This window comes from Gilvibacter sp. SZ-19, assembly GCF_002163875.1.
GTDB lineage: Bacteria > Bacteroidota > Bacteroidia > Flavobacteriales > Flavobacteriaceae > Gilvibacter.
On sequence record NZ_CP019333.1, the window covers coordinates 859,249 to 885,479 of the forward strand.

The following is a 26,231-nucleotide window of genomic DNA, read 5'->3' on the forward strand; positions in this document are numbered from 1 at the left end:
CTTTTTTTAATTTTTCATAGTTGTGGCGAAATTGTCCTGTTTCGAAAGCCATTCGTTGAATTCTTCTTCCGTCTCCACAACAATCTTCATCTGCATGTTGTAATGCGTGTTACCACAGATCTTGTTACATAGCAATAAATAATCAAACTCATACAACTCTAAAGGCTCTAAACCTTCGGCTGCGCGAGCTACGTTCTTTTCATTGCGAATAGCGTTGATATGCTCAACCTTCGCAATGATTTCATCGTCTAAACGCATCTCCTCGGTGGTCTTGGTAGGAGTAAACGAAAACTGAGTTACCATTCCAGGCACACAGTTCATTTGAGCTCTAAAATGCGGCATATAGGCCGAGTGTAACACGTCCTGAGAACGCATTTTAAAGAGGATCTTTCTGCCTGCTGGCAGGTGTAATTCATTAACGATAATATCATCTTGTGCATCTGGATCAGAAGCGTCAAGACCTAATTGGTTAACACCTTCGATAAGGCGAACGTTAGCGTCTCCTAAGATGTTGTCATCGCCAGCGTAACGGGCACGCCAGTCAAACTGGTAAGCGTAAAGCTCGATCACCAATGGGTCGTCCTCGGTGTCGACATTCATAATGTCTGACCAAGTAAACAATCCGTAGATGATCAGTCCCGCCAATACGATAACTGGAATGATGGTCCAAATAAACTCCAGACGATCATTGTCTGCATAAAAAGTAGCGCGTTGTCCTTTCTTGCCACTGTACTTAAAGGCAAAGTAGTGCAATAACCACTGGGTGATTATCCCTACAATAAAGATGATGATCATAGAGATCAACCACAACTGATCAATGTCTACTCCGTGCTCAGAGGCTGAATCCGGAAGCAATACATCCGACCATTTGTAGAAAGAGATGAATGCCAGTACATAAATAAAGATAACAAAGCCCAACATTAGTTTTCCGTTGATCTTGTTGTCCTTGTCATTGGCAATCTGAGAAGTGCTACTGTCCTCTCCAGCTTTAGACATGGATAGGATCTTGCTCATCTGCCAAATACTGACAGCGAAAAGGATGATTACTACTAAGTATAAAAATGCGGTCATCGTGATAACTCTTCTTTAATATTATAACTTATTAATAATGGAACTGTTTACTTTCTTTCAAGAGTGGGTTTGCCTTAGCCAATAACGGCGCTTTGGTGAGTGCTGTGAACACGACAAAGACAAACAATCCGAAGAAGAACATAAGCGCTCCGATCTCTGGCATTCCAATGTACCAAGACGTACCTACTGCAGATGGCATAACCATTACAAATACATCTATATAGTGACCTGCCAGAATAATAATACCTGCCATGATAACAAACAGATTCACACGTTTGTAATCACTGTTCATAAGGATAAGTAATGGGAACACGAAGTTCATCACTACCATTCCAAAGAACAAGAGGTTAAAGTCTTCAATACGGGTTACGAAATAGGTAACCTCTTCTGGAATGTTAGAGTACCAGATCAGCATGAACTGAGAGAACCAAAGATAGGTCCAGAAAATACTGAATCCGAACATGAACTTAGCCAAATCGTGGATGTGGCTGTCGTTCACAAATTCCAGATAACCCTGAGATTTCAATACCATGGTTACCATGGCGATCACCGTAATGGCGCAAACCATCATTCCGGCAAACACATACCAACCAAATAAGGTAGAGAACCAGTGTGGGTCAAAGCTCATGATCCAGTCCCAAGACATCATCGATTCTGTAACGATGAAGAACACTAGGAAACCAGCAGAGAACTTGAATAATTTCTTAAAGTATGCAGGATCGTTGGTCTCGTCTAATTTCAAAGAATACTTTCTTGAGATGGCACGGTATAGATTCCATCCTAAGATGAAGATACCTGCACGGATCAAGAAGAAAGGCGTGTTCAAGAAACCGGATTTACCAGCAATGATCTTGTCAAATTTATCGCTGTCAGGATTTACCAAATCGGCATCCATCCAGTGGAATAAGTGGTTAAAATGTAGCGTTGACAAAAGCAACAACACGAATAAGATCACAGTTCCAACAGGCAAGTAAGCGGTGATCCCTTCCATTACTCTGAAGAGTACCGGAGACCAACCTGCTTGTGCAGCGTATTGGATCGCGTAGAATGCCAAAGCTCCAAGAGCGATCATCATAAAGAAGAAACATGCAACATAAACAGCTGCCCATGGACGGTTTTGCAACTGCCCTAGTACATGCTCGTAATGAGCATCTCCTCCGTGAGCGTCTTCTCCTGCGTGCGCTCCAGCCTCACCATGACCATCGCCATGAGCTGCAGTAGCATCACCGTGACCTCCGCCATGACCGTCATCGTGACTGGCCATCATGGTTTTTACCTCTTCTACATCCGCAGGTACCGCTAGGAATCCTCCTATCATACCCAAGGCGCCAACCACCATAAAAATAATAGCGAAAAGTTTTAATTTGTTAGGTAGCGTATACATATCGTAAAAATCTCTTTTGTCTATTATTAATGTGCTTCGTCTGTATCGTTGTGTGAGTCGTCGCCGTGAGCGTCATCACTCATCATTTCCATGGCATCCGCAGCAGCAGCTTCAGGCTCCACTACAGTTAAAGGTTCAGTTCCTTTAAGCGCAGCCATAAGGTTTTGTACGTGCATGGTGATCTGCCAACGCTCTAATTCATTGGTCTGAGAGGCATAAGATCCCATGGAGTTCAATCCGTACATCTGTACGTGATAGATACTTCCTTCGGTGATATTACGTCCTGGATCAGCATAAGACGGAATCCCTAAGAACACTTCGTTCTTCATAAGGATACCTTGACCGTCACCTTTGCTTCCGTGACATACTGCACAGTAAATGTCGTATAGTTCTTTTCCTTTATCCAAGTTCTCTTGTGTAACTGAATGCGGATTTTTAAGTTCAACAGTAGCTAGTTCTTTTCCGGCTGGAGTATCTGCATAATCATATGGCATCCAACCGCGTGGAATAGAACCTGGTGCAGGCAATAAGGCCGACTGACCATTCTCAAAGATCTCGTATTCGCCATAGGTCTCGTAACCGATAGGCTCATACATATTTGGCATGTACTGGTAGTTTGGCTTGCTTTCGTCAAAACAACCTACCAACGACAAGGCCGCTGCAAAAATTAAGGATAGGTTTAATAAACGCTTCATAGGTCTAGTGGTCTGATTCCTTTTCTACTATTTTAAGTTCTGTTGCTCCAGTTCCGGTTAGGAATTTAGAGACTTCTTCTGCACTGTGTCCACCAAGATCAACTTCCATTAAGAAGTGATCGTCTGTGGTACGTACATCTGGATTCTCAGCTTTTTTGAATGGCCAAAGCTTAGAGCGCATATAAAAGGTAATTACCATAAGGTGCGCTGCAAAGAATACCGTCATCTCAAACATGATCGGCACAAAGGCAGGCATGTTCTCGATATAGCTGAAACTCGGTTTACCACCGATGTTCTGTGGCCAATCCTCGATCATAATGAAGTTCATCATAGTGATCGCTACAGAGAGTCCAACCAATCCATACAAGAAAGAACAGATGGCGATTCTCGTATCTGCAAGGCCCATTGCTTTCTCTAGTCCGTGAACCGGGAAAGGCGTGTACACCTCTTCTATATGATAGTGTGCCTTACGGGTCTCCTTAACGGCATTCAACAGAATGTCGTCGTCTGTGTAAAGTGCGTGAATTACTTTTGAAGCCATCCGTTATTGATTTTTAAGTTCATTAGCTTGACCAGCCCAATCGTCGCGCTTTGCACGTCCTGGGAACTCGCCAATAATGCTGTCTAATAGATCGTATTCTGCATCGGTCATCTTGCTCACCTGATCAAAGGTGTAGATACCGAGTTGATGTAATTTTTCTTCCATTTTAGGACCAACTCCAGAGATCTTCTTGAGGTCATCTGCAGTGTCCGTTTCCGGATTAAAGCTACCAAGCTTGCTCATCAAAGTATTGATGCCTGCTTCCTTATCTGCTTCGGATAGGCTAGCTGCCGGAGCTGCTTCAACCTTGGCTGCTGTATTTGGCATAGTGTAATGCGGGGCATCGTCACCTTGCTCTGCTCTTAGATTTTTGTAACGATCTCCAGAAGATTTAAGGATCGACTTCACCTCTGCCTGAGCAATTACCGGGAAGGTTCTCGCATAAAGCAGGAACAATACGAAGAAGAATCCGATGGTTCCGATAAAGATCCCAATATCAACAAAAGTTGGTGAGAACATCGTCCAAGAAGAAGGCAAGTAATCGCGGTGCAATGAAGTCACGATGATCACAAAACGCTCAAACCACATACCGATGTTTACTACGATCGAGATGAAGAAAGAGAACATGATGCTTCTTCTAAGTTTAGGGAACCACATGAACTGCGGAGAGAATACGTTACAGGTCATCATGGCCCAGTACGCCCACCAGTAAGGTCCGGTGGCACGGTTAAGGAAAGCGTACTGTTCGTACTCTACTCCAGAATACCATGCGATGAAAAGCTCTGTGATATACGCAACACCTACAATAGAACCTGTGATCATGATCACAATGTTCATTAGCTCGATGTGCTGGATAGTAATATAGTTCTCTAAGTTAGACACCTTACGCATAATGATAAGTAGGGTGTTTACCATTGCGAATCCTGAGAAGATCGCCCCAGCAACGAAGTACGGTGGGAAGATCGTGGTGTGCCAACCTGGAATAACCGAAGTGGCGAAGTCAAAGGATACAATAGTGTGTACAGAAAGTACAAGTGGCGTTGCCAAACCGGCAAGTACCAGAGATACTTCCTCAAAACGCTGCCAGTCTTTGGCACGTCCAGACCATCCGAAAGAAAGGATGCTGTAAATTCTCTTAGTAAAAGGAGTGATCGCTCTATCGCGGATCATCGCGAAGTCAGGCAATAATCCTGTCCACCAGAATACCAAAGAAACTGATAAATAGGTAGAGATCGCGAATACGTCCCAAAGTAGTGGTGAGTTGAAGTTTACCCACAGCGAACCAAATTGGTTTGGAATAGGTAGTACCCAGTACGCCAACCAAGGACGTCCCATGTGGATGATCGGGAACAAACCAGCCTGAATTACCGAGAAGATGGTCATCGCCTCTGCAGATCGGTTAATTGCCATTCTCCATTTCTGACGGAATAAGAGCAGTACCGCAGAGATCAGCGTTCCCGCGTGACCAATACCTACCCACCAAACGAAGTTGGTGATATCCCAGGCCCAACCTACGGTCTTGTTAAGACCCCAGGTTCCAACTCCTGTAGAAACGGTGTAAACGATACATCCTATTCCCCATAAAAATGCAACCAGTGCAATGGAAAAAACTATCCACCATTGCTTGTTGGCAGTACCTTCAACAGGTGCAGCCACGTCACGGGTGACGTCACTGTAAGTTTTGTTACCTGTTACTAAAGGTCTTCTAATGGGTGCTTCGTAATGCGATGCCATATCCTTTGCTAAAATTATTTAGTAGTTACGATTCTTTAGTGTTTCTCACCTTCACTTGGTACATCACGTTAGGCTCAGTACCTACAGCTTCTAGTAGGTGATACATACGACTGTCTTTTTTCTTCTTGTAGATCTCACTGCTGTGATCGTTGATATCTCCAAAAGTGATTGCTCCTGCAGAACAAGCATTAGAACAAGCGGTTTGGAATTCACCGTCTTTAACAGGACGTCCGTCACGCTTAGCGTCTAGAATGGTCTTCTGTGTCATTTGAATACACATAGAACATTTCTCCATAACTCCACGTGAACGCACTACTACATCTGGGTTCAATACCATACGACCAAGGTCGTTGTTCATGTGGTAGTTGAACTCGTCGTTCTCGTTGTACAAGAACCAGTTGAAGCGACGTACTTTATAAGGACAGTTGTTCGCACAGTAACGTGTACCTACACAACGGTTGTAAGCCATGTGGTTCTGACCTTGACGCCCGTGAGAAGTAGCGGCTACTGGACACACGGTCTCACAAGGAGCGTGATTACAGTGCTGACACATCACTGGCATAAAGGCAACCTGCGGATTCTCTGCCGGATCTTCCATTTCTCCGAATCCTCCTAGAGAACCATTGTCTCCCCAAAGTCCAGACATATCGTCTTTCTTCTTTGCATCCGCTGCAAAGTCTTCTTCTGAGGAGTAGTAGCGGTCAATACGCAACCAGTGCATATCGCGGCTGCGACGCACTTCTGATTTTCCTACTACAGGAACGTTGTTCTCTGCATGACAAGCGATCACACAAGCCCCACAACCTGTACAAGCGTTCAGGTCGATAGACATATTAAAGTGGTGACCGATAGATCTGTCAAACGGATCCCAAAGATCGGCGTCTGGAGAGGTCACAGGAATTTCCTGGTGATCCTTAGACACTTCTGGAATCGGGTTCCAATCGTGTACATCTCCGTCCTTATATACATCTAAGGTGGTTTCGCGAATGATATCGCGACCCATCATAGTATTGTGCAACTGAACACAAGCAAATTCGTGCATTCCAGAGGCTTTCTCTACCTTTACACCTGCTTGCATCAAGTTGAATCCGTTGTAAAGCGCATAGGCGTTCACTCCGGTTTGCATTTCTTTCTGAATAGCGTTGGTCTGCCCGTAACCTAAAGCAAGTCCAACAGTTCCCTTAGCCTGTCCCGGCTGAATATATACAGGTACATTAGTAAGGGTTACATCTCCTACGGTCACATTGGCGTAAGATCCGTTCAAAGCACCGTTGGCAACATTCTCGTTAACGATACCCATTGCAGCAGCATCTGCAGCAGCCATGGTCAAGTAGTTATCCCAAGAAGCGCGTGTGATCGGGTCTGGCATTTCTTGCAACCAAGGGTTGTTAGCCTGACGCCCATCACCAATTGCGGTGTTTGTATAAAGAAGTAACTCCATTCCTCCGGCCGCTCCATCTTGAGCTCCATTAGAAGTAGCATCTTCTAGAGTTGTATCTGTGTTTGCTGTCGCAGCATCTACGGCCACTTCAACATCACTTCTAAAGACACCATCTTGTAAGGCCTCGTTCCAAGAAGCTCCTCCAAGGATAGACGCCCAAGTGTCCTTAATATAATCGTAATAAGTCTTGTCGCTCTCCATCCACGCTAGTAGCGTATCTTGGAAAGAACGTGTGTCAAACAACGGACGAATGGTTGGTTGTTGCAAACTGAAGTAACCCATTTTGATCTGAGCATCACCCCAAGACTCCAAGTAGTGAGGCGTTGCACCTACAAACTGAGAAGCCGCTGCGGTGGCATTGGCCTTCATTGCGAAGGTTGCACTCAGCTCAAGATTAGCGAAAGCTTCTGCAAAACCATTTCCAGGGAAAGAGTAAACCGGATCAACACCAACGGCGATCAATCCTTTTACAGTTCCGTTCTTAACCCCATTTAATACTTTAAGTACTTCTGCTTTACTCCCTTGGCGAACCATACGAGGTTTAGCAGCGTCCATAACTACAGAGTTAGCGTTCATGTCTAACACCATAGCCTGGCAAGCAACATCTTCTGCTCCGCAAACAACGACTCCTCGTGAACCTGCAGCAGCAAGTTGAGCTTTTGCGTTGCGAACAGCTTCTGCAACTTTATCGGAAAGCCCAGCGGTAGATCCTCCGTTAAGGGCATTCATTATCTTTTTAAGGTCTGATGGCTTAACAGCAACACGTTTGTCTGCATTAGCACCAGATAAGGTCATATTGGATTCGAACTGAATGTGACGAGACATTTTCCCGTTCTTAGGAACACGTCCGGCAGAATAGCCAGCATCGTATCCGCCACCTTGCCAATCTCCAAGAATATCAGCTCCAACAGAAACGATCACCTCTGCTTTAGAGAAATCGTAATCTGCCAAACCGCGTACACCAAATTTATTCTGGTAGGCATCTAAAGCTTCAGAGCTAGAAACCGTATCGTAAACTACGTGCTTAACGTTTGGATACTTGGCAGTGAACTCGGCAATCAATTTTGAAGTAGAAGGACTAGCAAAGGTCTGTGTAAGCAATACTACTTCTTGCCCAGCCATTGCGTTGAGCTTAGCAGCCATTTGGCTGTCAAACTCCGCCCAAGTCGCTGCTTCTCCACCGATCATTGGCCCAGCTAAACGCTGCGTATCGTACATAGAAAGTACAGAGGCATGAACACGAGCGTTCACGCTTCCGTTATGCACGGCCAAATCGTTAGATTCAACTTTGATAGGTCTTCCCTCACGTGTCTTGATAAGCACGCTGGCAAAATCAAAACCGTCTGCGATAGTGGTCGCGTAATAATTAGCCACCCCAGGAACGATCTCATCCGGAGCGTTCACATACGGAATGGATTTAATTACTGGACCCTCACAGGCAGCCAAGGTAGCTGCTGCGGTAGAAAATCCAACGAATTTTAAGAAGTCACGTCTGGAAGTCGAAGACTGCTCCATGGTCTGAGTGTCCCCAAGGAACTCATCTGTAGGAATCGGTTCAACGAATTCGTTTTGTCGTAGCGTCTCAAGAATAGGGCTGTGATCTTTCAGCTCCTCAACACTTTTCCAGTATTTCTTGTTCGATGCCATATATAATCGAAATTTGCCTTTAGTGATTTAGTAGTGACATTTTCCACATTCCAATCCGCCGTTTTGCGCAGCAGTTAGGGTTGGGAAGTCATACTCTTTAGAAAGCGACTCGTGAATCTTAGCGTAGTACTCGTTGCTCTCTAGTTTAACATTGGTTTCGCGGTGACAGTTGATACACCAACCCATGGTTAATGAGGAATACTGATACATGATCTCCATTTCCTCTACAGGACCGTGACAGGTCTGACATTCCACACCCGCAACAGTTACGTGCTGTGAGTGGTTGAAGTATGCGAAATCCGGAAGGTTGTGGATGCGCACCCACTTGACCGGTTTGGTCTCTCCGGTGTAACGCTGATTGTCTCTGTCCCATCCAACAGCGTCGTATAATTTTTGAATCTCTTTGTTGTAATCGATCTGGTATTCAGAAATACCTTCTTGGTAAGTTTTGTCTCCAACCTGAGCGATGTTCTTATGACAGTTCATACAAACATTCAAAGAAGGAATCCCAGAGTGCTTACTCTTGCGAGCAGAACTGTGACAGTACTTACAGTCGATCTGGTTAGTTCCGGCGTGGATTCTGTGTGAATAGTGAATCGGTTGTACCGGAGCATATCCTTGGTCAACACCAACTTGCATCATCCAACCGTAGGCGAAATAACCACTTGCCAAAAGCAAGAAGATCGCGCTTACCAACACCAAGAACTGGTTTTGCGCAAAAGCTTTCCAGATCGGCAGACGGTCTGCACGATCTTTATCTTCGTATTCAACACCGTTAGCAACGGCAATTCTTTTTAGGGTTTTGTTAACCAAGAACAGCATGATGGCTAGCATCAAGAACACTAATGCCAAGACAGCCAAGATGATGTCGCTGGAAACGCCTCCGCCTCCACCGCCAGCTTGTTCTGTAGCAACAGGAGTTGTTGGCACAGGTTTTGGAGTGTAAGTGTAGGCGATGATATTGTCAATATCTTCGTCTGACAAGGCCGGGAATGCATTCATTACCGCTCCGTTGTACTCGTTAGAAATAGCAACGGCTTGAGCGTCACCGGATTTGATCAGCTCCTGTGAGTTGCGGATCCATTTGTAAAGCCACTCTTTCTCGTATTTGTCTCCAACACCAAACAGTGCTGGACCAGTCATTTTCTGATACAGTTTGTGACAAGCAGCACAGTTGGCATTGAACAACTGTTTCCCAGCAACAGGATCACCACCTAGATCGGCAGCGGGTGCAGCTTGGGCAGCAGCGTCAGCAGCAGCTGGCTCTTGACCAAAAGTAAGGGTTGAAAACGATAGCAGAAATGCTAATAAAGTGAGTGATAATCTGGTAGTTAACGAACGGTGTGTCACCTTTTTCATACTTCAGGTTAATTATCGTCTTTTAAGCGGCTTCGGATTTGCGATTTTTGCTAGTCAAAAAAGGCCATTTTTGAAGCCATAAATAACGGCACAAAAGTACGACATAAAGTCGATTCTAAAAAGTGTGAATGGATTGTTAATTGGCAATTTATAACCATTCTAAATAATAAAAAATCAATGCAATGAGTTATAAAGCTATACCTTTGCAAACACAGTGAATTACCAAGATGAAAGGAAGAGAAATTAAAATGTTGATTTTAGGTCTTGTAGGCCTGTTTTGTAGTTCGAGTTTATCGGCCCAACAGGGCCGTGTTACCGTAAATGCGGATCCGCAGATAAATGAGCTGCTCGCCCTTAAAAAATCCATGGAAAAGGACAACAAACTAGCCGATGGCTATACCATACAGCTCTATTACGGCGAGCTCAATACAGCAAATTCCACTTTACGCAAGTACAGAAACAGTTTTTCCGCTTGGCCGGCAAGCATAGAATACGAAACCCCAAATTACAAAGTTTGGGTGGGTAACTTTAGCACCCGCCTCGAAGCCGATCAGGCCTTGGTTAAGATTCAAGAAAAGTTTCCAGCTGCCTTTCCAATAAAGCGAAGCAGGGCCAAGAAAAAAGACGATTAAGCACAAAAAAAAGCGACCGAATTGGTCGCTTTTTTTTGGTATATCGCTTGTAATTAAAGCTTCTTTTTAACAGCAACTTCTTGGAAGGCTTCAATGATATCACCTTCTTTGATGTCGTTGTAATTCTTGACCTGCATACCGCAGTCATATCCTTTAGAAACTTCTTTTACGTCGTCTTTAAAACGTTTCAACGAGGCCAACTCTCCGGTAAAGATCACCACTCCTTCGCGAATAAGTCGCACGCCAGAGTTTCTGTAAATCTTTCCGTTGGTAACCATACATCCAGCAATGGTACCGATCTTCGAGATCTTGAAAGTCTCGCGGATCTCGGCAGTTCCAGTGATCTCTTCCTTCATTTCTGGAGAAAGCATACCTTCCATTGCATCTTTCAGATCGTTGATAGCGTCGTAGATGATCGAGTATGTTCTGATATCGATCTCTTCCTTATCGGCCACCTGACGGGCATTACCCATAGGACGTACATTAAATCCAATGATGATCGCATCAGATGCAGAGGCTAAAAGCACATCGCTTTCGGTGATCGCACCTACACCTTTGTGCAAGATGTTCACTTGGATCTCTTCTGTAGAAAGCTTCTGGAACGAATCCGTCAAAGCTTCCACAGAACCATCCACATCCCCTTTAAGAATGATGTTAAGCTCCTTAAAGTCTCCAAGCGCAATACGACGTCCGATCTCATCAAGCGTAATGTGACGCTGTGTTCTAACAGACTGCTCGCGCTGCAATTGAGTACGCTTGGCCGCAATAGATTTGGCTTCACGCTCGTCTTCAAAGACATTGAATTTATCACCAGCTTGAGGTGCTCCATCCAGTCCTAAAATAGACACTGGAGTTGCAGGACCAGCCTTCTTAACTGGTTTCCCGCGCTCATCTTGCATGGCTTTGACCTTACCGGAATGTTGTCCAGCAAGTACATAATCTCCTATTTGTAGTGTTCCCGCTTGAACCAAAATAGTAGAAACATACCCTCTACCCTTGTCCAAGAAGGCTTCGATAACACTACCAACAGCTGGTTTGTTCGGGTTTGCTTTGAGTTCGAGTAGCTCGGCCTCTAGCAATACCTTCTCCAAGAGCTCGTTCACTCCTTGACCTGTTTTGGCCGAAATGTCATGAGACTGGATCTTTCCACCCCAATCCTCTACCAAGAGGTTCATCTGCGCAAGACCTTCTTTGATCTTGTCTGGGTTGGCCGTTGGTTTATCTACCTTGTTAATGGCAAATACTATAGGTACTCCCGCCGCTTGCGCGTGAGAGATCGCTTCTTTGGTTTGCGGCATGATATCGTCGTCCGCAGCAATCACAATGATCACTAAGTCAGTCACTTGTGTACCTCTAGCACGCATTGCGGTAAAGGCCTCGTGACCTGGAGTATCTAAGAAAGTGATCTTTTGACCGCTCTCTAAGGTTACCCCGTAAGCTCCGATGTGCTGGGTGATTCCTCCGGATTCTCCGGCGATCACATTAGCATCTCGAATATAATCCAGAAGCGAGGTTTTACCGTGGTCAACGTGACCCATTACGGTCACGATAGGTGCACGAGACTTCAAGTCTTCTGGTGCGTCTTCTACTTCTTGAATTGCCTCTTCGATATCCGCAGTGACAAATTCCACTTCGAAACCGAACTCCTCGGCAACGATCGATAGAGTTTCTGCATCCAGACGCTGGTTCATAGTTACCATCATACCCAAAGACATACAGGCAGAGATGATCTGAGTTACAGATACATCCATCATGGTAGCAACCTCACTTACGGTAACAAACTCTGTTACGCGCAGTGTTTTGCTTTCTGCTTCTGCTGCTGCCAATTCCTTCTCCGTCTTTTCACGGTGAGAGTCTCGCTTTTCACGACGGTATTTGGCACCTTTACCTTTGCTGCTCTTCCCTTGAAGCTTTTCAAGAGTTTCGCGCACTTGTCTTTGCACTTCTTCTTCAGACGGCTCCTCCTTAATTACAGGTGAACGTCTGTTTCCTCCGCGTCTGTTATCACGACCTCCAGATGGTTCCTTGCTAATTCTGCGACGCTTACCGCGTTTTTCCTTAGAACCTGGACCCTTCTTGGCGTCTTTATCTTCGTCTTTTTTCTTGCGTTCTGGTTTTTTGAATTTATCCAGATCGATCTTTTGTCCTGTGAAGTTAGGACCATCCAGTTTTTTATACTGGGTTTTTACCTTGTCCGGTTTTGCAGTCTCTGCCTCTTTCTCCTCAGCTTTAGGTTTTGGCTCTTCTTTGGCTTTCGCCTTCGGAGCTTCCTTTTTCTCAGCTTTAGGTTTAGGCTCTTCTTTAACCGGTTCTGGCTGTGGCTCAGGCTCGGGGGCAGGAGTTTCCTTTTTAGGCTCTAGGTCTATCTTACCTACTGCCTTTGGCCCATCGAGCTGCGCTTTGGCCTTGATCACTTTGGAAGTTTCGCGTTGTTGCTTTTCTTCCAGTTCGCGTTCACGAGCCAATCGGAGTTCTTCTTTCTCCTTGCGCTTTTCTTCACCAACTTCTTTTGAGGCTACTTTCTTGCTCTTGTCCGTTTGAAATTCATCAAACAGAATTTGATACTCCTCTCCCGTGATCTTAGTAGTAGGGCGCGCCTCTACCTCGAATCCGTTTTCCTTTAAAAAGTCAACGGCACGATCGAGCGAGATATTAAATTCCCGCAATACTTTACTTAGCCTCATTGTTTTTACTTCAGCCATAAAAATGCTTCTCTCTTAGCTATTAAGAATCCGCAAGTTACAATTTACTCCTCGAATTCCTCTTTTAAAATATTCATTACTTCGACGATGGTTTCTTCTTCCAGATCGGTCATTTTAACCAGATCGCCGACTTCTTTTTCTAAAATACTCTTAGCGGTATCTAAACCGATCTTGCTGAATTCTGCAATGATCCAATCTTCGATCTCATCGGAGAATTCTGTCAATTCTACGTCTTCTTCCGCTCCTTCACGGAACACATCGATCTCATAACCAGTCAATTGACCAGCAAGTCGAATGTTGTGCCCTCCACGACCAATAGCCTTAGAAACCTCTTCAGGTCTCAAAATAACCTCAGCGCGTTTGTTCTCTTCGTCCAATTTCATGGAAGTGATCTTCGCAGGACTCAATGCACGTGAGATAAACAACTGAATGTTGTTCGTGTAGTTGATCACGTCGATATTCTCGTTGCCCAATTCGCGAACGATTCCGTGAATACGAGATCCTTTCATACCCACACAGGCACCTACAGGATCGATTCTGTCATCGTAAGAGTCTACAGCTACTTTTGCCTTCTCTCCTGGAATACGAACCACTTTCTTAACAGTGATCAGACCGTCGAATACCTCAGGGATTTCTTGCTCGAACAACTTCTCCAAGAAAAGTGGATTTGCGCGCGACATGATGATCGCAGGCTTGTTTCCTTTTAACTCCACGCTCTCAATGATTCCGCGTACGTTCTCTCCCTTGCGGAAGAAGTCCGATGGAATCTGACGGTCTTTTGGCAAAATGATCTCATTGCCTTCGTCGTCCAACAAAATTACAGCACGATGACGTATGTGGTGCACCTCTGCCGTATAAATTTCACCTTCCAGCTCTTTGAACTGCTTGTAAATATTTGTGTTATCGTGTTCGTGAATCTTAGAGATCAAGTTTTGACGCAAAGCCAAAATGCTTCGGCGCCCCAAATCGATAAGTTTCACTTCTTCAGATACATCTTCGCCAACCTCAAAGTCAGGCTCGATCTTACGGGCCTCGGTCAATGAGATTTCTTGGTTCTCGTCTTCAACTTCGCCATCGGCCACAACGATACGGTTGCGCCAGATCTCTAAATCCCCTTTGTCAGGGTTTATGATAATGTCAAAGTTATCGTCATCTCCGTACTTTTTCTTTAAAGCACTTCTGAATACATCTTCCAAAATCGCCATCAGCGTTACACGGTCGATCAGCTTGTCGTCCTTAAACTCTGAAAATGATTCGATTAATGCGAGATTTTCCATCTGCTTATTCTTAATTAAAATTGATCATCACTTTTGCTTCGGCAATATCGGCATAGGCCAGTGTTGCCTCTTTTTGCACCGTCACCTTTCCTTTACCTACAGGTTTAGGCTCGCGGGTCTTCCAACTCAGGGTACAACCTGAATCGTCTGCTGCCGTTAAGGCACCTTCTATGGTGGTGCCCTCCGCAGTCTTTACTGACAACTTTCTACCAATGTTCTTAATGTACTGTCTCGGCATGGCTAAAGGAGCTGTTGCTCCTGCAGAAGTGACTTCTAAAGAGAAATCTTCTTCCTCTCTGTCGAGATTGTGTTCCACTGCGCGGCTCATGGCTATACAGTCTTCTACACTTACACCTTTGTCACCATCGATTACGATCTTGATCTGATTCGCCTCACCTATATGTAAGTCGATCAAAAAGAGATCGGGCCGCTCTTCTAAGGCCGCCTGAACGAGTTCCGTAACTTTTTCTCTGAACATGGTCTATAAAAAGAGGGGACTTTGTGTCCCCTCATAGTTCTCAATTCCCTATAAATGCGCTGCAAATATAGCAATAATTTTTGATACTTAAAAGCCATAGGTGCACGGGTTTATTTCGTAATTTGATACTAACATTAAATCGACCAACATGCAACGTATCTTAGTTCCTACTGATTTTTCGGAGCAGGCGGAATACGCCTTAAAAGTTGCGGCCGATCTGGCTCGCAAACACGACGGAGAAATTTACCTACTTCATTTGCTAGAGTTGCCCATACATTTGGCTAATTCGGGAAGCAACGAACAGTTGCCGGAATCGCTCTTTTTTATAAAACTCGCCGAGAAGAACTTCAAAGAAATGGAACGCAAGCCCTACCTCGATGGGATCAATGTTTATCAGGAGGTTGCCTATAGCGAGATCTACGAAGGCATACAAGACGCCATCAAAAAGTACAATATAGACCTCATTGTCATGGGATCTCACGGCGCAAGTGGTTTTAAGGAAATGTTTATTGGAAGTAACACCGAAAAGGTGGTGCGGACCTCGGAGCGTCCAGTACTTGTCATAAAGAACGATCACGACGACTTTGACATCAAGGACTTTGTATTTGCTACGGATTTTTCTGAGGAATGCCGAGTTCCACTAGACAAGGCCTATCGATTTGCGCAACGGATGAACGCCCAAATGCATTTACTCTTTGTCAATACGGTAAGCGATTTCAAAACCTCGGACGAGGCCTTGAGCATGATGCGCAATTTTATTAAGGGTATGGGACTGGAAGATTACACCCTTAATATTTACAACGATCATTCTGTAGAAAAGGGCATCTTGAATTTTGCCAAAGAAAAGAATGCGCAATTGGTAGGTATGTCTACCCACGGACGCAAAGGTTTATCTCATTTCTTCAATGGCAGTATTAGCGAAGATCTGGTCAACCATGCCCAGCGCCCTGTTATTACTTTTAAAATATAAAAAAAGACGGCCCTCACGAACCGTCTTTTTTCCAAAGTGTCTAAATCACAGTAAGTTTAAACTGTAGGTACGTGATATAAACGTTTCTCGATTTTTCTCTTTTTCACGGTGATGGTCTTCATGAGATCCATGATAGTCGCATCTTTATTTTGTTTGTAGATTTCGTTTAGTCCTAGAACCAAGGCCTTTGCTTCGCGAGAAGCTTTAACCCGATCACTAGTAGACATATGACTCATCTTTCTGCTGAGAAATTCTTGGGCTTTATCAAATAGGCTCATAGCTGTTAAATTTTAATAGGATAAAGCTAATGTTTGTTAGTCTTGAATACTAGAATTTTAGCTTTTGTTTAACTATTTAAATCAAAAACTGAACATAATTAAAATTTATATCAACTATTTGCCGGGCTTATACCTTATTCTATCAAGGCGTCATCTGCCTGATCTTCAGTGACTTCTGCCACGTGTTTTGGCAGTAATTCGATACCCTTTTGCAGCACCAAAGTGTTGGGCAAGGTTAAGTATTCTCCAGTGTCTGTGGTCATGTATAGATAAAATCCGGTAATATCGGTCACCACACCTGTCCAATTGTAGTCTTTATCGATCACTTTTATGCGATCTCCTATTCGAACAGGATGATTAAAAAAGAGGATTACACTTGCCGTCAGATTAGAAAGAATAGACCATTGCGCAAAAAAACCAACTCCTAGTACAGCCAAGATAGAACTTATGAATACAGTGAAGTCTTCCAATTGCACACCCCAAACCACAGCTAGGAATACCGCTGCTAAACTGTATACCAATATATAATGTAGATTTAGGACCACCTTTCTCCGGTTGCCATCGAGGCTCTTCATTACAGAGAATCGACGCAAGAAATGTCTCCCTAGAAAAACAGCTATAAATAAGAGTGCCAATACGATAGCTGTCCAAATGAGTTTGTGTGTCAACATGAGGTTGATTTTAGCGCTTAAAATTACTACATAGGAAGATCAAAAAAGAAAATATTTTTAATAATTCTATTTAATATATTCATTTTCAGCGTTTTAAATGAAATTAAATTTTTCTAATTTTTTTTAAAAAATGTTTTTTGGATTCAATTTTTGATTTTATTTGTACCCAGATTTCGTGATCATAGCGAGATCATTAGTCAAACATCATGAACCGTGTTTTCGAACTCGGGCTTTTGAAAATTAGGAAGTCAAATTCAAAAGCCGCTTTACGGATAAAGCAACGAGTTTTAGGGCTAACTTCCGTTGAACCGATTTTCCAACCGCAACGTATTCCTGTTGCGGCATTCAGTCTTTATTACATACGTGTGTGAGTGCATTATAAACCCCGCTGTTTATAATTATTAATTGCATTTAACATCACGATGAAAACCAAGTACTTCGATCTAATCGATCAAACCTATGTATTCCCTCAAAAGGAATTTCAACTAAAAAATAACCAGCTTCAATTTCACGGAATTGACCTAATGAAGCTTATCGCAGAGCACGGTGCACCACTAAAGTTCACCTACCTGCCCAAGATATCAGAGAACATCAATCTGGCTAAGGATTGGTTTGCCCAGGCATTTGAGAAACACAACTACCCAGGCAAATACCACTACTGTTATTGCACCAAGAGCTCGCACTTTAAGCATGTGTTGGACGAGGCGCTAAAGAACGATATTCACATAGAGACCTCATCGGCCTTTGATATGGACATAGTGAACCATTTGAAAGCCAGCGGTAAAATACACAACGACACCTTTGTACTGTCTAACGGATTTAAACGCGACCGTTACATTCAGAACATCGCAGACCTCATTAATAGCGGACACCAAAACTGTATCCCTATTATAGACAATTACGAAGAGATCAACTTGCTGAGTCAGGCCATCGATACCAATTATAAAATTGGCATTCGAATCGCTTCAGAAGAGGAGCCTAAGTTCGAGTTCTACACTTCTCGTCTTGGGATCGGATACAAGAACATTGTGCCATTTTACGAGCAGACCATAAAGAACGACCCTAAGGTGGAGCTTAAAATGCTACACTTTTTTATCAATACAGGAATTCGCGATACCGCATACTATTGGAACGAACTTCTAAAATGTCTTAAGGTATATATCGCCCTGAAGAAAGTTTGCCCAAGTTTGGACAGCTTGAACATAGGCGGCGGATTCCCGATCAAGAACTCATTGGCATTTGAGTACGATTACGCCTATATGATAGACGAGATCGTAAATCAGATAAAGACTGCCTGCGACGAAGCCGGAGTTGCTGTTCCAAACATCTTTACCGAGTTTGGCAGTTTTACCGTTGGCGAAAGCGGAGGCGCTATTTACGAGGTGCTGTATCAAAAGCAGCAGAACGACCGCGAAAAATGGAACATGATCAACTCCTCGTTCATCACCACACTTCCAGACACATGGGCCATCAATAAACGGTTCATTATGATGGCCGTAAACCGCTGGAACGACAGTTATGAGCGTGTACTTCTGGGAGGACTCACTTGTGACAGCGACGACTACTACAACTCAGAGCAGCACCTCAATGCCATTTATTTACCCAAGTTCAGCAAGACCAAACCGCTCTATATCGGATTTTTCAATACCGGCGCCTATCAAGAGACCATTGGTGGTTACGGCGGATTGCAGCACTGCTTGATTCCGCAGCCAAAACATTTATTGATACAACGCGACGAAAACCAAGAATTGCAGGTAAGCGTTTTTGCAGAACAACAAAAATCAGAAGACTTTTTAAAGATTTTGGGATACCAAAACTCCGCAGCGGAAAAGCAGAACGCTACAGAAACTACTTGGGCCCAACTTTATTCTTAATAACAATGAAAACCAAAACAACCTTTGCCGGAATCCCGGCAGAATTCGCCGGATACGATTCGGCCAGTGTAGTACTATTGCCAGTTCCTTATGACGGAACCAGCAGTTGGATCAAAGGAGCAGATAAAGGGCCACAAGCCTTTTTACACGCTGCCGAGAACATGGAACTTTACGATATCGAGACCGATACGGAAGTCTATCGCCAAGGGATCTTCTTAAACGAACCTCTTGACGGTTTTGAGCGCCCAGAAGATATGGTGCAACAGGTGTACAACGCCACCAAAAAGCACTTGCACAAACGCAAGTTTATTACCCTTATGGGTGGCGAACACAGCATTTCTATTGGTGCTATGCGCGCTTGTAATGAAATGTTCGAAGACCTAACCGTATTGCAATTGGACGCCCATGCGGATCTGCGCGCTGTTTACGAAGGCAGCCCTTACAATCACGCTTGCGCCATGCACGAGATAAACCAAACTGCCAATTTGGTACAGGTTGGAATCCGCAGTATGGATATTTCTGAAAAAGCAGAGATGAACGAAGACAATGTATTCTTTGCTCATGACATGGCTAACAATGACGATTGGATGGAAGAGGTAATGGCCTGTATGACAGACAATGTCTATATCACCGTGGACTTGGACGCTTTAGATCCTTCTATTATGCCAGCGACAGGTACTCCTGAGCCTGGTGGACTATTCTGGTACGAGACTTTGGAATTCTTACAGAAGGTATTTAGAGATAAGAACGTAGTTGGCTTTGACTTGGTGGAGCTGTGTCCTATGCCAGGGCAACAAGCTTCTGAATTCCTCGCAGCAAAGCTGTACTACAAAATGTTGAGCTATAAGTATGCCGACAGTCCTGCAGACGATCAGGAAGAAGGTGGCTACTACAAAGAAGAAAAGAATCTACAAAACGCATTTGACGATGACTACGATGAGTACTAAGGGTTCTATCAGAAACTTTATAGAAGATCATTTCTTGCACTTCAATGCTGCGGCCCTGGTAGATGCTGCCAAGGCATACGAGCAGCAGTTGGAAGATGGTCACAAGATGTTGGTATCCTTAGCGGGAGCTATGAGTACTGCGGAGCTGGGCAAAAGCTTGGCTCCGATGATCCGCGCGAATAAGATCCACTTCATTTCTTGTACTGGGGCCAACCTAGAGGAAGACGTGATGAATCTTGTAGCCCACAGCCACTACAAGCGCGTTCCGAATTATCGCGATCTTACTCCGGAGCAAGAATGGGAATTGTTAGAGCGTGGACTGAACCGCGTTACCGATACCTGTATTCCGGAAGAAGAAGCCTTTAGACGTATTCAAAAACACATCTTTGAACTATGGAAACAGGCAGAAGACAATGGAGAGCGTTTGTTCCCGCATGAGTTCCTCTACCGCCTATTACTTTCTGGAGTGATGGAACAATACTACGAGATAGATCCTGAGAATTCATGGATGCTAGCTGCAGCCAAAGCCAATTTGCCTATGGTAGTTCCGGGTTGGGAAGATTCTACTTTAGGAAACATCTTTGCCAGTTACGTAATGAAAGGAGAGCTCAAGGCGTCGACCATGAAGTCTGGGATCGAATACATGACCTTCTTAGCCGATTGGTATACCCAGCAAGGTGAAAAAGGAGTGGGATTCTTCCAGATTGGTGGAGGTATTGCTGGCGATTTTCCGATCTGTGTGGTACCTATGCTTTATCAGGATATGGAGCGCACCGACACCCCATTTTGGAGCTATTTCTGCCAGATCAGTGATTCCACGACCAGCTACGGATCTTATTCTGGAGCTGTTCCCAACGAAAAGATCACTTGGGGAAAACTGGGCATAGACACGCCAAAATTCATCATTGAAAGCGATGCTACTATAGTGGCACCCTTAGTATTTGCTTACCTATTAAATCAGTAATCATGAATACCAACTCAGTACAAAGGATTATAGTCGATTACCAAAAAATGAAGCCAGAGGTGATGCAGCAATTGCTTGAGCAATACCCAGACGGCTACGACACCGACCAGCTTATTCAATTCAAGAATGCACAAGGTCTTTGGGTGTATTGTTTAGAGGTGAAGACCCCAGAGACTGTTTACTTGGTAAAAGTGAGCAGAAAATTAGACGAAGCTATAGACAGAGCGCTCGCAGAAGATGACGAGGACGAAGACTACAGCTATCAGAGTGACGACATAGAGGATAGCGCAGACTATTCGGATTATAGCGATGACTTTGAATACGCATAATACTGTGGCAGCAAAGGCCGTGATTGAAAAACATACGGCCTTTGCCTGCCATATGGCATTGGGATTTCATTTAAAGGAGATCCAACAGAAATGGGCCGATAAGGTATTGCACAGCGATGCCGACGGCCTAATGCTAGGCTTCGACGAGGGCTTTGCAGCGGTTTTCCGTTATGGCGTAGTGGTGCATTGGAATTTGAATTCAAGGCGCCGTGAAGTTTTGGAAGCCTATTTAAAGTCTAACAGTAAAGGACTCATGCCTGCTAAAGAGTGGCGCAAAGATCAGTTGCTATTAAGCCTGAACGACAAGAAGACTTTAGTGAACCACGAGCAGGTTTGCCTAGACAGTAAAAATCCGGAGACCATTCATTTGGTATTGCTACACTTGGCACAATCTGTGGCTATGGATAGTTTTTCCTTTTGGTGTGAAAAACTGTTGGAAGACACCCGTATGCACACCACTGAATTGGAGCTGAAAGGTAAATTGAGTCTAAAAGGAACCCCGCTTAAAAAATACATTGGCAAGGTACTCAACCTCAAAAACAAGGTAGCGGAGAACTTGTATATCATCGATGCTCCGGATCTGGTCTGGGACGATATGGCCTTGGAAGAACTGCACAAAAAATTGGTGCTGAAATTCGACCTTAAAGACCGCTACCGAAGCATACAGGAACAACTCAATATTGTAAAAGAGAATTTAGATCTCTTTAAGGAACTGAGCTTTCACAAAGAGAGTAGTATCCTCGAATGGATCATCATCATCTTGATCGCTGTCGAGATTGTAGACCTCTTTATTCTAAAAATATTCTAATCCCTATTAGCAACCCATGATTTCAACTGTTGCACCGGGGACTTTTGAGCCGGAAAACCACTGGTATGAAAAGTCTCTAAATGCTACCATTCACCCAATGGTAAGCTATTTTCTTAACCTAAATCCGAAGCAGATCGTAAAACGGTATTGCCATTTAAACCCTACCGTAAAGCCAGAGGAGCTGTTGGAGTTCTTACATTACAAGCCTAAATACTATCACTTGTCCGGTGCAGACCTCTTACACGTTACCACGGCGACTGGAAAAAGACAAATGGTGGTCATTGAGAACAACTCTTGCCCCTCCGGTCAGAAATCCATGCCACTACTTGACGAGTTTAACGAACAAGGCGGCTACAGCAAGTTCGTAGAGGCGACTATTAAGCCTTTGCTAAAAAAGAAAAAGACCGAGACCTTGGCGGTGATCTACGACAAGAACCCCATGGAGGCCTCTGGCTATGCCCATGCTCTTGCCGATATGCTGAAGCAAGAAGTTTATCTGGTTCCCTTTTACAACAAACAGGCCAACGACCATATTGACACCAGCGGAGATTATGTAAAGATCAAAGTAGATGGCCAATGGAAAACGGTACAGCTGGTGTTTCGCTATTTGACCCAAAAACCTTGGAACAGACTGCCTATTCACAGTAAAACTGTAATTGTGAACCCAACCATTGTTTGCTTGGCAGGAGGTCGAAACAAAATGATCGCTTCTAAGGCCTACTCCTTTTTTAATGCTGAATTGGCAGAGAAGAATCTAAAGATCCTTACCCCGCATACTATTTGGGATGTGAATAAGAATGAGATCCCGATCTGGGTGGCAAACTTTGGTGGAAAGGCAGTAGTGAAGAATCCGTATAGCAACGCTGGTCAGGGCGTATATACCATAGTCAATGAAAAAGAGCTGGAAGATTTTATGGCCTTGGAATTTGACTACGATAAATTCATAGTTCAAAGTCTTGTGGGCAACTACAACTGGAGTTCGACCACCGCAGAAGGTATGTTCTACCATGTGGGCACCATGCCGAACGCCAAAGGAGAATCTTATGTGCTGGATTTTCGCGTGATGATACATGCCACTCCAGAAGGTTATAGACCCCTCTCTATTTACTCCAGACGTGCTAAAGCACCGCTAAAAGACAGTTTGACCGACGGAAAATCTTCTTGGGATATTTTGGGAACCAATCTCTCCATTTTAAACGAAGACGGATCTTGGGGCTCTGACACCAAGAGGCTGCTGCTTATGGAACGCAAAGTATTCAACAATTTGGGGATAGGGCTAGACGACCTGATCGAAGGTTATATTCAAACTGTATTGACCTCTATCGCTATAGATAAAATGGCGATCCAACTCATCAGCAGCAAAGGAACGCTGAAAAGAAAACTCTTTAAATCACTCAACGACGATCCGGCGTTGATCAAAGAAATTATCTAGATGAACACTTTTTACAACATTCCGGTTATAAAACAACTCGACCTAGAAAGTTTTGAAGCCAATAGCCTGAGTTATCGCTGGCTGCAAATCGTGTCTAACGGAATAGGCCAACCCATATTCATTCCCGTAATGATCGCCAAAGGAAAAGAAGAGGGGCCAACCCTTGGACTAACGGCGGTTGTTCACGGTAACGAGCTCAATGGAATGTCGGTTATTCAGAAGGTTTTTGCCGAGCTAGACTTGGATAAACTATCTGGGACTTTAGTTGGGGTTCCTGTTATGAACATACCTTCGATACTGCTCAACGAGCGCCGTTTTCTGGACGGTGCAGATCTAAACCGTATCATGCCCGGAAAGAAAGACGGGAACCGTTCTCAAGTTTATGCCCACCGGATAGTAAATCGGATCGTAAAGCATTTCGATTATATGCTAGATCTGCACACGGCGAGCTTTGGGCGCATCAACTCCTTTTATGTTCGGGCCGACCTCTCTTCTAAGATTGCATATCAGTTGGCTTGTATACAGAATCCGCAGATCATTCTCAATGCACCGCCCAAAGATGGAACCCTTCGTGGCGCTGCCGCAGACTACGGTATAGATGCCATAACGGTAGAGGTTGGCGACCCAGATCGATTTCAAAAAGGCATGATCCGTTCCGGACTTTCTGGGGTGTTCAACACCATGGCCTATTTGGGAATGTACGAAACCAAAATTGAGCAAGAAGAGGAGAAGCCGATCATCTGTAAACGATCTTATTGGATCTACTGTGATAAAGGAGGTATTGTGCAGGTGCATACCAAGCTGACCCAAAAACTCAAAAAAGGCGATCACATTGCTACCGTGCGCAATGTTTTTGGCGAAGTGGTCAAAGAATATTACGCCCCAGAAAAAGGTGTGGTCATAGGTCAAAGTGTGAATCCAGTAGGACAGACCGGGAGTCGTCTGATCCATTTAGGCATTGTATAGGGCTGTTAGGAGATCGAATTGACCGGTAGAAACGCTCAGATTCAAAAAAGTTGAATTTTGAGCGTTTTTTCGTTAAAAACAACCCAAAATTGGCCATTTTCTTGCTTTTTTGATCGATTTTTTTATGTTTTTATTAAAATCCGATTGAATGAGACAACTCAAAATTACCAAGCAAGTCACCTTAAGAGACTCCAAAGCAGTAACCGCCTATTTGAATGAAGTAAGTAAGATCCCTTTGATCACAGCAGAAGAAGAAGTCGAGTTGGCACACCGCATTAAAGCAGGAGACCAACAAGCACTCGATAAGCTGGTAAGATCTAATTTGCGCTTTGTAGTATCTGTTGCAAAACAGTACCAAGGACAAGGAATGAATCTCTCGGACCTGATCAACGAAGGAAACCTCGGCCTTGTTAAGGCCGCCAAGCGCTTTGACGAAACTCGTGGGTTCAAATTCATTTCATACGCAGTTTGGTGGATCAGACAATCTATTATCAGTGCCATTTCCAACCAAGGTCGAATGATCCGATTGCCATCGAACAAGATCGGGGCTCTAAAAAAGATCTATCGGGCATATTCTCACCTTGAGCAAGCTCATGAACGTCCGCCAACAGCGCAAGAAATTGCCAATGAGATAGACATGAATGTTGCCGATGTTAAACTCAGCATGAAAAATTCAGGGCGACACCTCTCTATGGACGCTCCAATAAAAGATGGCGAGACCACAGATCGCTATGCACTTACTAAATCTAAAGACACTTTAAAACCAGACGAGTCATTAATGCAAGAAGCTTTGCAGACCGACTTAGAGATGGTCTTAGACGAATTACCCGGGCGCCAGAGCGACATCCTTAAAATGTATTTCGGAATCGGTAATAACCGCGCCACAAGCATGGGTGAGATCGGTGAGATCTTTGGAATTACTCGCGAGCGTGTGAGACAAATAAAGGATCGAGCTATCCGCAATTTGCGTCGCAAACCAAGCACAAAAGCAGTTTTACAAAGCTATCTCGGTTAAAAACTGAGCGAAAACAAAATTCATATATAAATTCAAAAACAACGCATGATTAAAGAAAACAATGCAACCCCCCTATCCGATGTCAAATCCATTAAAGGCGCACAAGCAACTGGGCAAGGAGCTCGTGTAGGTCGAAGAAGACCCGCCAAACCTATAGTCAAAACCTTGACCAGGCTTACCAAGTCTGCTATGATTTGATCATCCGCAGAAATTATAAGAAAACCCGGCTAATCAAAGCCGGGTTTTTGTTTTGAAGACAGTCTGTAAATTTTAACTATTTTTATTTAGATTTATTTTAAATAACGAATTTTGTGGCTTACTTTTGTATCGCATTAGAAGCGCAAAAATAGTCTTGCGCTAAAATAAATTTACTGCTTATGTGTCACGCTGTTCAGGTCCTATCAAAGAATGTACATGGCGAATTAGCCTACTGTGAAAACTGCAAGAAATTCCAGCTTAGCTTTAACAACCTGTACCTAGAATTTACCGATGAGGAGCTTTTGAACTTTGACACCTATTTGACCAATATAGATGTAGATTATTGGGATTGTAAATTCGCCAAAAGTGCCAAAAAGAGGGTCATTCCTATCTACACCATGCAAAAGAACCTTTCCTTGGTCTTTACCAAACAAGAGTTTGATGCTTTGCAAGAACTAGTGCGCTTAAACAAAAAAGAACCGCAAGCTTCACTTACGGTTCTGGATATAGATTATACGCTTTTACTAAACTAAGCGGTCACGTGTTCTGGTGCCCAAGAAGAGCACAATACGCCTGATTTCGCTTGAGCTGGATGCGCACAGCTAGAATTACCAAACTTGGCACAGGTGTCGCAACCTGCGTCCTTACTCAAGGAGGCTTTGATCTCAAAACGCTCGCAAGTATAATTCTGTCTTACCTGTACGCCGTGTACTTTACAATTGTCATTCAGCACCAAATTAGCGCAATTGATACAACTGTTTCCTAAGGATATAGCCATCTTTTTTCAGTGTTGATTCACTCAAATTTACGACTCACCA

The 26,231-nt window shown here is 44.0% G+C and carries 25 protein-coding genes; 12 read left to right on the forward strand and 13 right to left on the reverse strand.

The window, feature by feature from the left end:
- Positions 1 to 6: 6 nt before the first annotated feature.
- From BTO09_RS03955 to BTO09_RS03985, 7 genes are read right to left on the reverse strand one after another with little or no spacing between them, the layout of a single operon-like run.
- Positions 7 to 1,071 (reverse strand): cytochrome c oxidase subunit II, encoded by a 1,065-nt coding sequence (locus tag BTO09_RS03955; protein WP_087523430.1) that lies wholly within the window; start codon positions 1,069 to 1,071, stop codon positions 7 to 9.
- Between the two features lie 31 nt (positions 1,072 to 1,102).
- Positions 1,103 to 2,455, reverse strand: a complete 1,353-nt coding sequence (locus BTO09_RS03960; protein WP_087523431.1) for a quinol:cytochrome C oxidoreductase — start codon at positions 2,453 to 2,455, stop codon at positions 1,103 to 1,105.
- A 26-nt stretch (positions 2,456 to 2,481) separates the two neighbouring features.
- The gene (locus BTO09_RS03965) at positions 2,482 to 3,150 is read right to left on the reverse strand and encodes a cytochrome c (RefSeq protein ID WP_087523432.1); all 669 of its coding nucleotides are present in this window, start codon (positions 3,148 to 3,150) and stop codon (positions 2,482 to 2,484) included.
- A gap of 4 nt (positions 3,151 to 3,154) precedes the next feature.
- Entirely contained in the window at positions 3,155 to 3,691 is a 537-nt protein-coding gene (locus tag BTO09_RS03970) for a DUF3341 domain-containing protein (RefSeq protein WP_087523433.1), read from the reverse strand.
- A gap of 3 nt (positions 3,692 to 3,694) precedes the next feature.
- Positions 3,695 to 5,425: an NrfD/PsrC family molybdoenzyme membrane anchor subunit gene (nrfD, locus tag BTO09_RS03975; protein ID WP_087523434.1), complete on the reverse strand. Its 1,731-nt coding sequence runs from the start codon at positions 5,423 to 5,425 to the stop codon at positions 3,695 to 3,697.
- Positions 5,426 to 5,450: 25 nt separating this feature from the next.
- Positions 5,451 to 8,513 (reverse strand): TAT-variant-translocated molybdopterin oxidoreductase, encoded by a 3,063-nt coding sequence (locus BTO09_RS03980; protein ID WP_087523435.1) that lies wholly within the window; start codon positions 8,511 to 8,513, stop codon positions 5,451 to 5,453.
- 27 nt (positions 8,514 to 8,540) lie between these two features.
- Positions 8,541 to 9,872, reverse strand: a complete 1,332-nt coding sequence (locus BTO09_RS03985; RefSeq protein WP_087523436.1) for a c-type cytochrome — start codon at positions 9,870 to 9,872, stop codon at positions 8,541 to 8,543.
- Between the two features lie 227 nt (positions 9,873 to 10,099).
- Here BTO09_RS03985 and BTO09_RS03990 point away from each other — a divergent pair, with 227 nt between their 5' ends.
- Positions 10,100 to 10,504 (forward strand): SPOR domain-containing protein, encoded by a 405-nt coding sequence (locus BTO09_RS03990; protein WP_087523437.1) that lies wholly within the window; start codon positions 10,100 to 10,102, stop codon positions 10,502 to 10,504.
- A 53-nt stretch (positions 10,505 to 10,557) separates the two neighbouring features.
- On the opposite strand, the gene infB is transcribed toward BTO09_RS03990, so the two are convergent.
- The 3 genes from infB to rimP are packed head-to-tail and all read right to left on the reverse strand — an operon-like array spanning position 10,558 to position 14,961.
- Positions 10,558 to 13,206 carry a translation initiation factor IF-2 gene (gene infB, locus BTO09_RS03995; protein WP_087523438.1) on the reverse strand — a complete coding sequence of 883 codons (2,649 nt, stop codon included), beginning with the start codon at positions 13,204 to 13,206 and terminating at the stop codon, positions 10,558 to 10,560.
- A gap of 44 nt (positions 13,207 to 13,250) precedes the next feature.
- The gene (gene nusA / locus BTO09_RS04000) at positions 13,251 to 14,483 is read right to left on the reverse strand and encodes a transcription termination factor NusA (protein ID WP_087523439.1); all 1,233 of its coding nucleotides are present in this window, start codon (positions 14,481 to 14,483) and stop codon (positions 13,251 to 13,253) included.
- A gap of 10 nt (positions 14,484 to 14,493) precedes the next feature.
- Positions 14,494 to 14,961 (reverse strand): ribosome assembly cofactor RimP, encoded by a 468-nt coding sequence (gene rimP / locus BTO09_RS04005; RefSeq protein ID WP_087523440.1) that lies wholly within the window; start codon positions 14,959 to 14,961, stop codon positions 14,494 to 14,496.
- Between the two features lie 148 nt (positions 14,962 to 15,109).
- Here rimP and BTO09_RS04010 point away from each other — a divergent pair, with 148 nt between their 5' ends.
- On the forward strand, positions 15,110 to 15,931 hold the full coding sequence (locus tag BTO09_RS04010; RefSeq protein WP_087523441.1) for a universal stress protein: 822 nt from the start codon (positions 15,110 to 15,112) through the stop codon (positions 15,929 to 15,931).
- Between the two features lie 56 nt (positions 15,932 to 15,987).
- Here the strand turns inward: BTO09_RS04010 and BTO09_RS04015 are convergent, their stop codons facing one another.
- The gene (locus BTO09_RS04015) at positions 15,988 to 16,209 is read right to left on the reverse strand and encodes a hypothetical protein (protein ID WP_087523442.1); all 222 of its coding nucleotides are present in this window, start codon (positions 16,207 to 16,209) and stop codon (positions 15,988 to 15,990) included.
- A gap of 134 nt (positions 16,210 to 16,343) precedes the next feature.
- Entirely contained in the window at positions 16,344 to 16,880 is a 537-nt protein-coding gene (locus BTO09_RS04020; RefSeq protein ID WP_087523443.1) for a mechanosensitive ion channel family protein, read from the reverse strand.
- A gap of 422 nt (positions 16,881 to 17,302) precedes the next feature.
- Here BTO09_RS04020 and BTO09_RS04025 point away from each other — a divergent pair, with 422 nt between their 5' ends.
- From BTO09_RS04025 to BTO09_RS04065, 10 genes are all read left to right on the forward strand, one after another.
- Entirely contained in the window at positions 17,303 to 18,754 is a 1,452-nt protein-coding gene (locus BTO09_RS04025; protein ID WP_087523444.1) for an arginine decarboxylase, read from the forward strand.
- Between the two features lie 5 nt (positions 18,755 to 18,759).
- Positions 18,760 to 19,701, forward strand: a complete 942-nt coding sequence (gene speB, locus BTO09_RS04030; RefSeq protein WP_087523445.1) for an agmatinase — start codon at positions 18,760 to 18,762, stop codon at positions 19,699 to 19,701.
- Complete coding sequence (locus BTO09_RS04035; RefSeq protein WP_087523446.1) at positions 19,691 to 20,665, forward strand: deoxyhypusine synthase family protein; 975 nt, start codon at positions 19,691 to 19,693, stop codon at positions 20,663 to 20,665. The genes speB and BTO09_RS04035 overlap by 11 nt, the downstream gene beginning before the upstream one ends.
- Before the next feature lie 2 nt (positions 20,666 to 20,667).
- Positions 20,668 to 20,994 (forward strand): hypothetical protein, encoded by a 327-nt coding sequence (locus BTO09_RS04040; protein WP_087523447.1) that lies wholly within the window; start codon positions 20,668 to 20,670, stop codon positions 20,992 to 20,994.
- Positions 20,981 to 21,802 (forward strand): RMD1 family protein, encoded by an 822-nt coding sequence (locus BTO09_RS04045; RefSeq protein ID WP_232454993.1) that lies wholly within the window; start codon positions 20,981 to 20,983, stop codon positions 21,800 to 21,802. The genes BTO09_RS04040 and BTO09_RS04045 overlap by 14 nt, the downstream gene beginning before the upstream one ends.
- Before the next feature lie 16 nt (positions 21,803 to 21,818).
- Positions 21,819 to 23,234 carry a hypothetical protein gene (locus BTO09_RS04050; RefSeq protein WP_087523448.1) on the forward strand — a complete coding sequence of 472 codons (1,416 nt, stop codon included), beginning with the start codon at positions 21,819 to 21,821 and terminating at the stop codon, positions 23,232 to 23,234.
- On the forward strand, positions 23,235 to 24,200 hold the full coding sequence (locus BTO09_RS04055; protein ID WP_087523449.1) for a succinylglutamate desuccinylase/aspartoacylase family protein: 966 nt from the start codon (positions 23,235 to 23,237) through the stop codon (positions 24,198 to 24,200).
- Between the two features lie 148 nt (positions 24,201 to 24,348).
- Complete coding sequence (locus BTO09_RS04060) at positions 24,349 to 25,215, forward strand: RNA polymerase sigma factor RpoD/SigA (protein ID WP_087523450.1); 867 nt, start codon at positions 24,349 to 24,351, stop codon at positions 25,213 to 25,215.
- A 45-nt stretch (positions 25,216 to 25,260) separates the two neighbouring features.
- Entirely contained in the window at positions 25,261 to 25,413 is a 153-nt protein-coding gene (locus tag BTO09_RS14465) for a hypothetical protein (RefSeq protein WP_157663421.1), read from the forward strand.
- A gap of 179 nt (positions 25,414 to 25,592) precedes the next feature.
- Positions 25,593 to 25,946: a DUF6686 family protein gene (locus tag BTO09_RS04065; protein ID WP_087523451.1), complete on the forward strand. Its 354-nt coding sequence runs from the start codon at positions 25,593 to 25,595 to the stop codon at positions 25,944 to 25,946.
- Here BTO09_RS04065 and BTO09_RS04070 read toward each other — a convergent pair.
- Positions 25,943 to 26,191 carry a hypothetical protein gene (locus BTO09_RS04070; protein WP_087523452.1) on the reverse strand — a complete coding sequence of 83 codons (249 nt, stop codon included), beginning with the start codon at positions 26,189 to 26,191 and terminating at the stop codon, positions 25,943 to 25,945. The genes BTO09_RS04065 and BTO09_RS04070 overlap by 4 nt on opposite strands.
- Positions 26,192 to 26,231 lie beyond the last annotated feature (40 nt).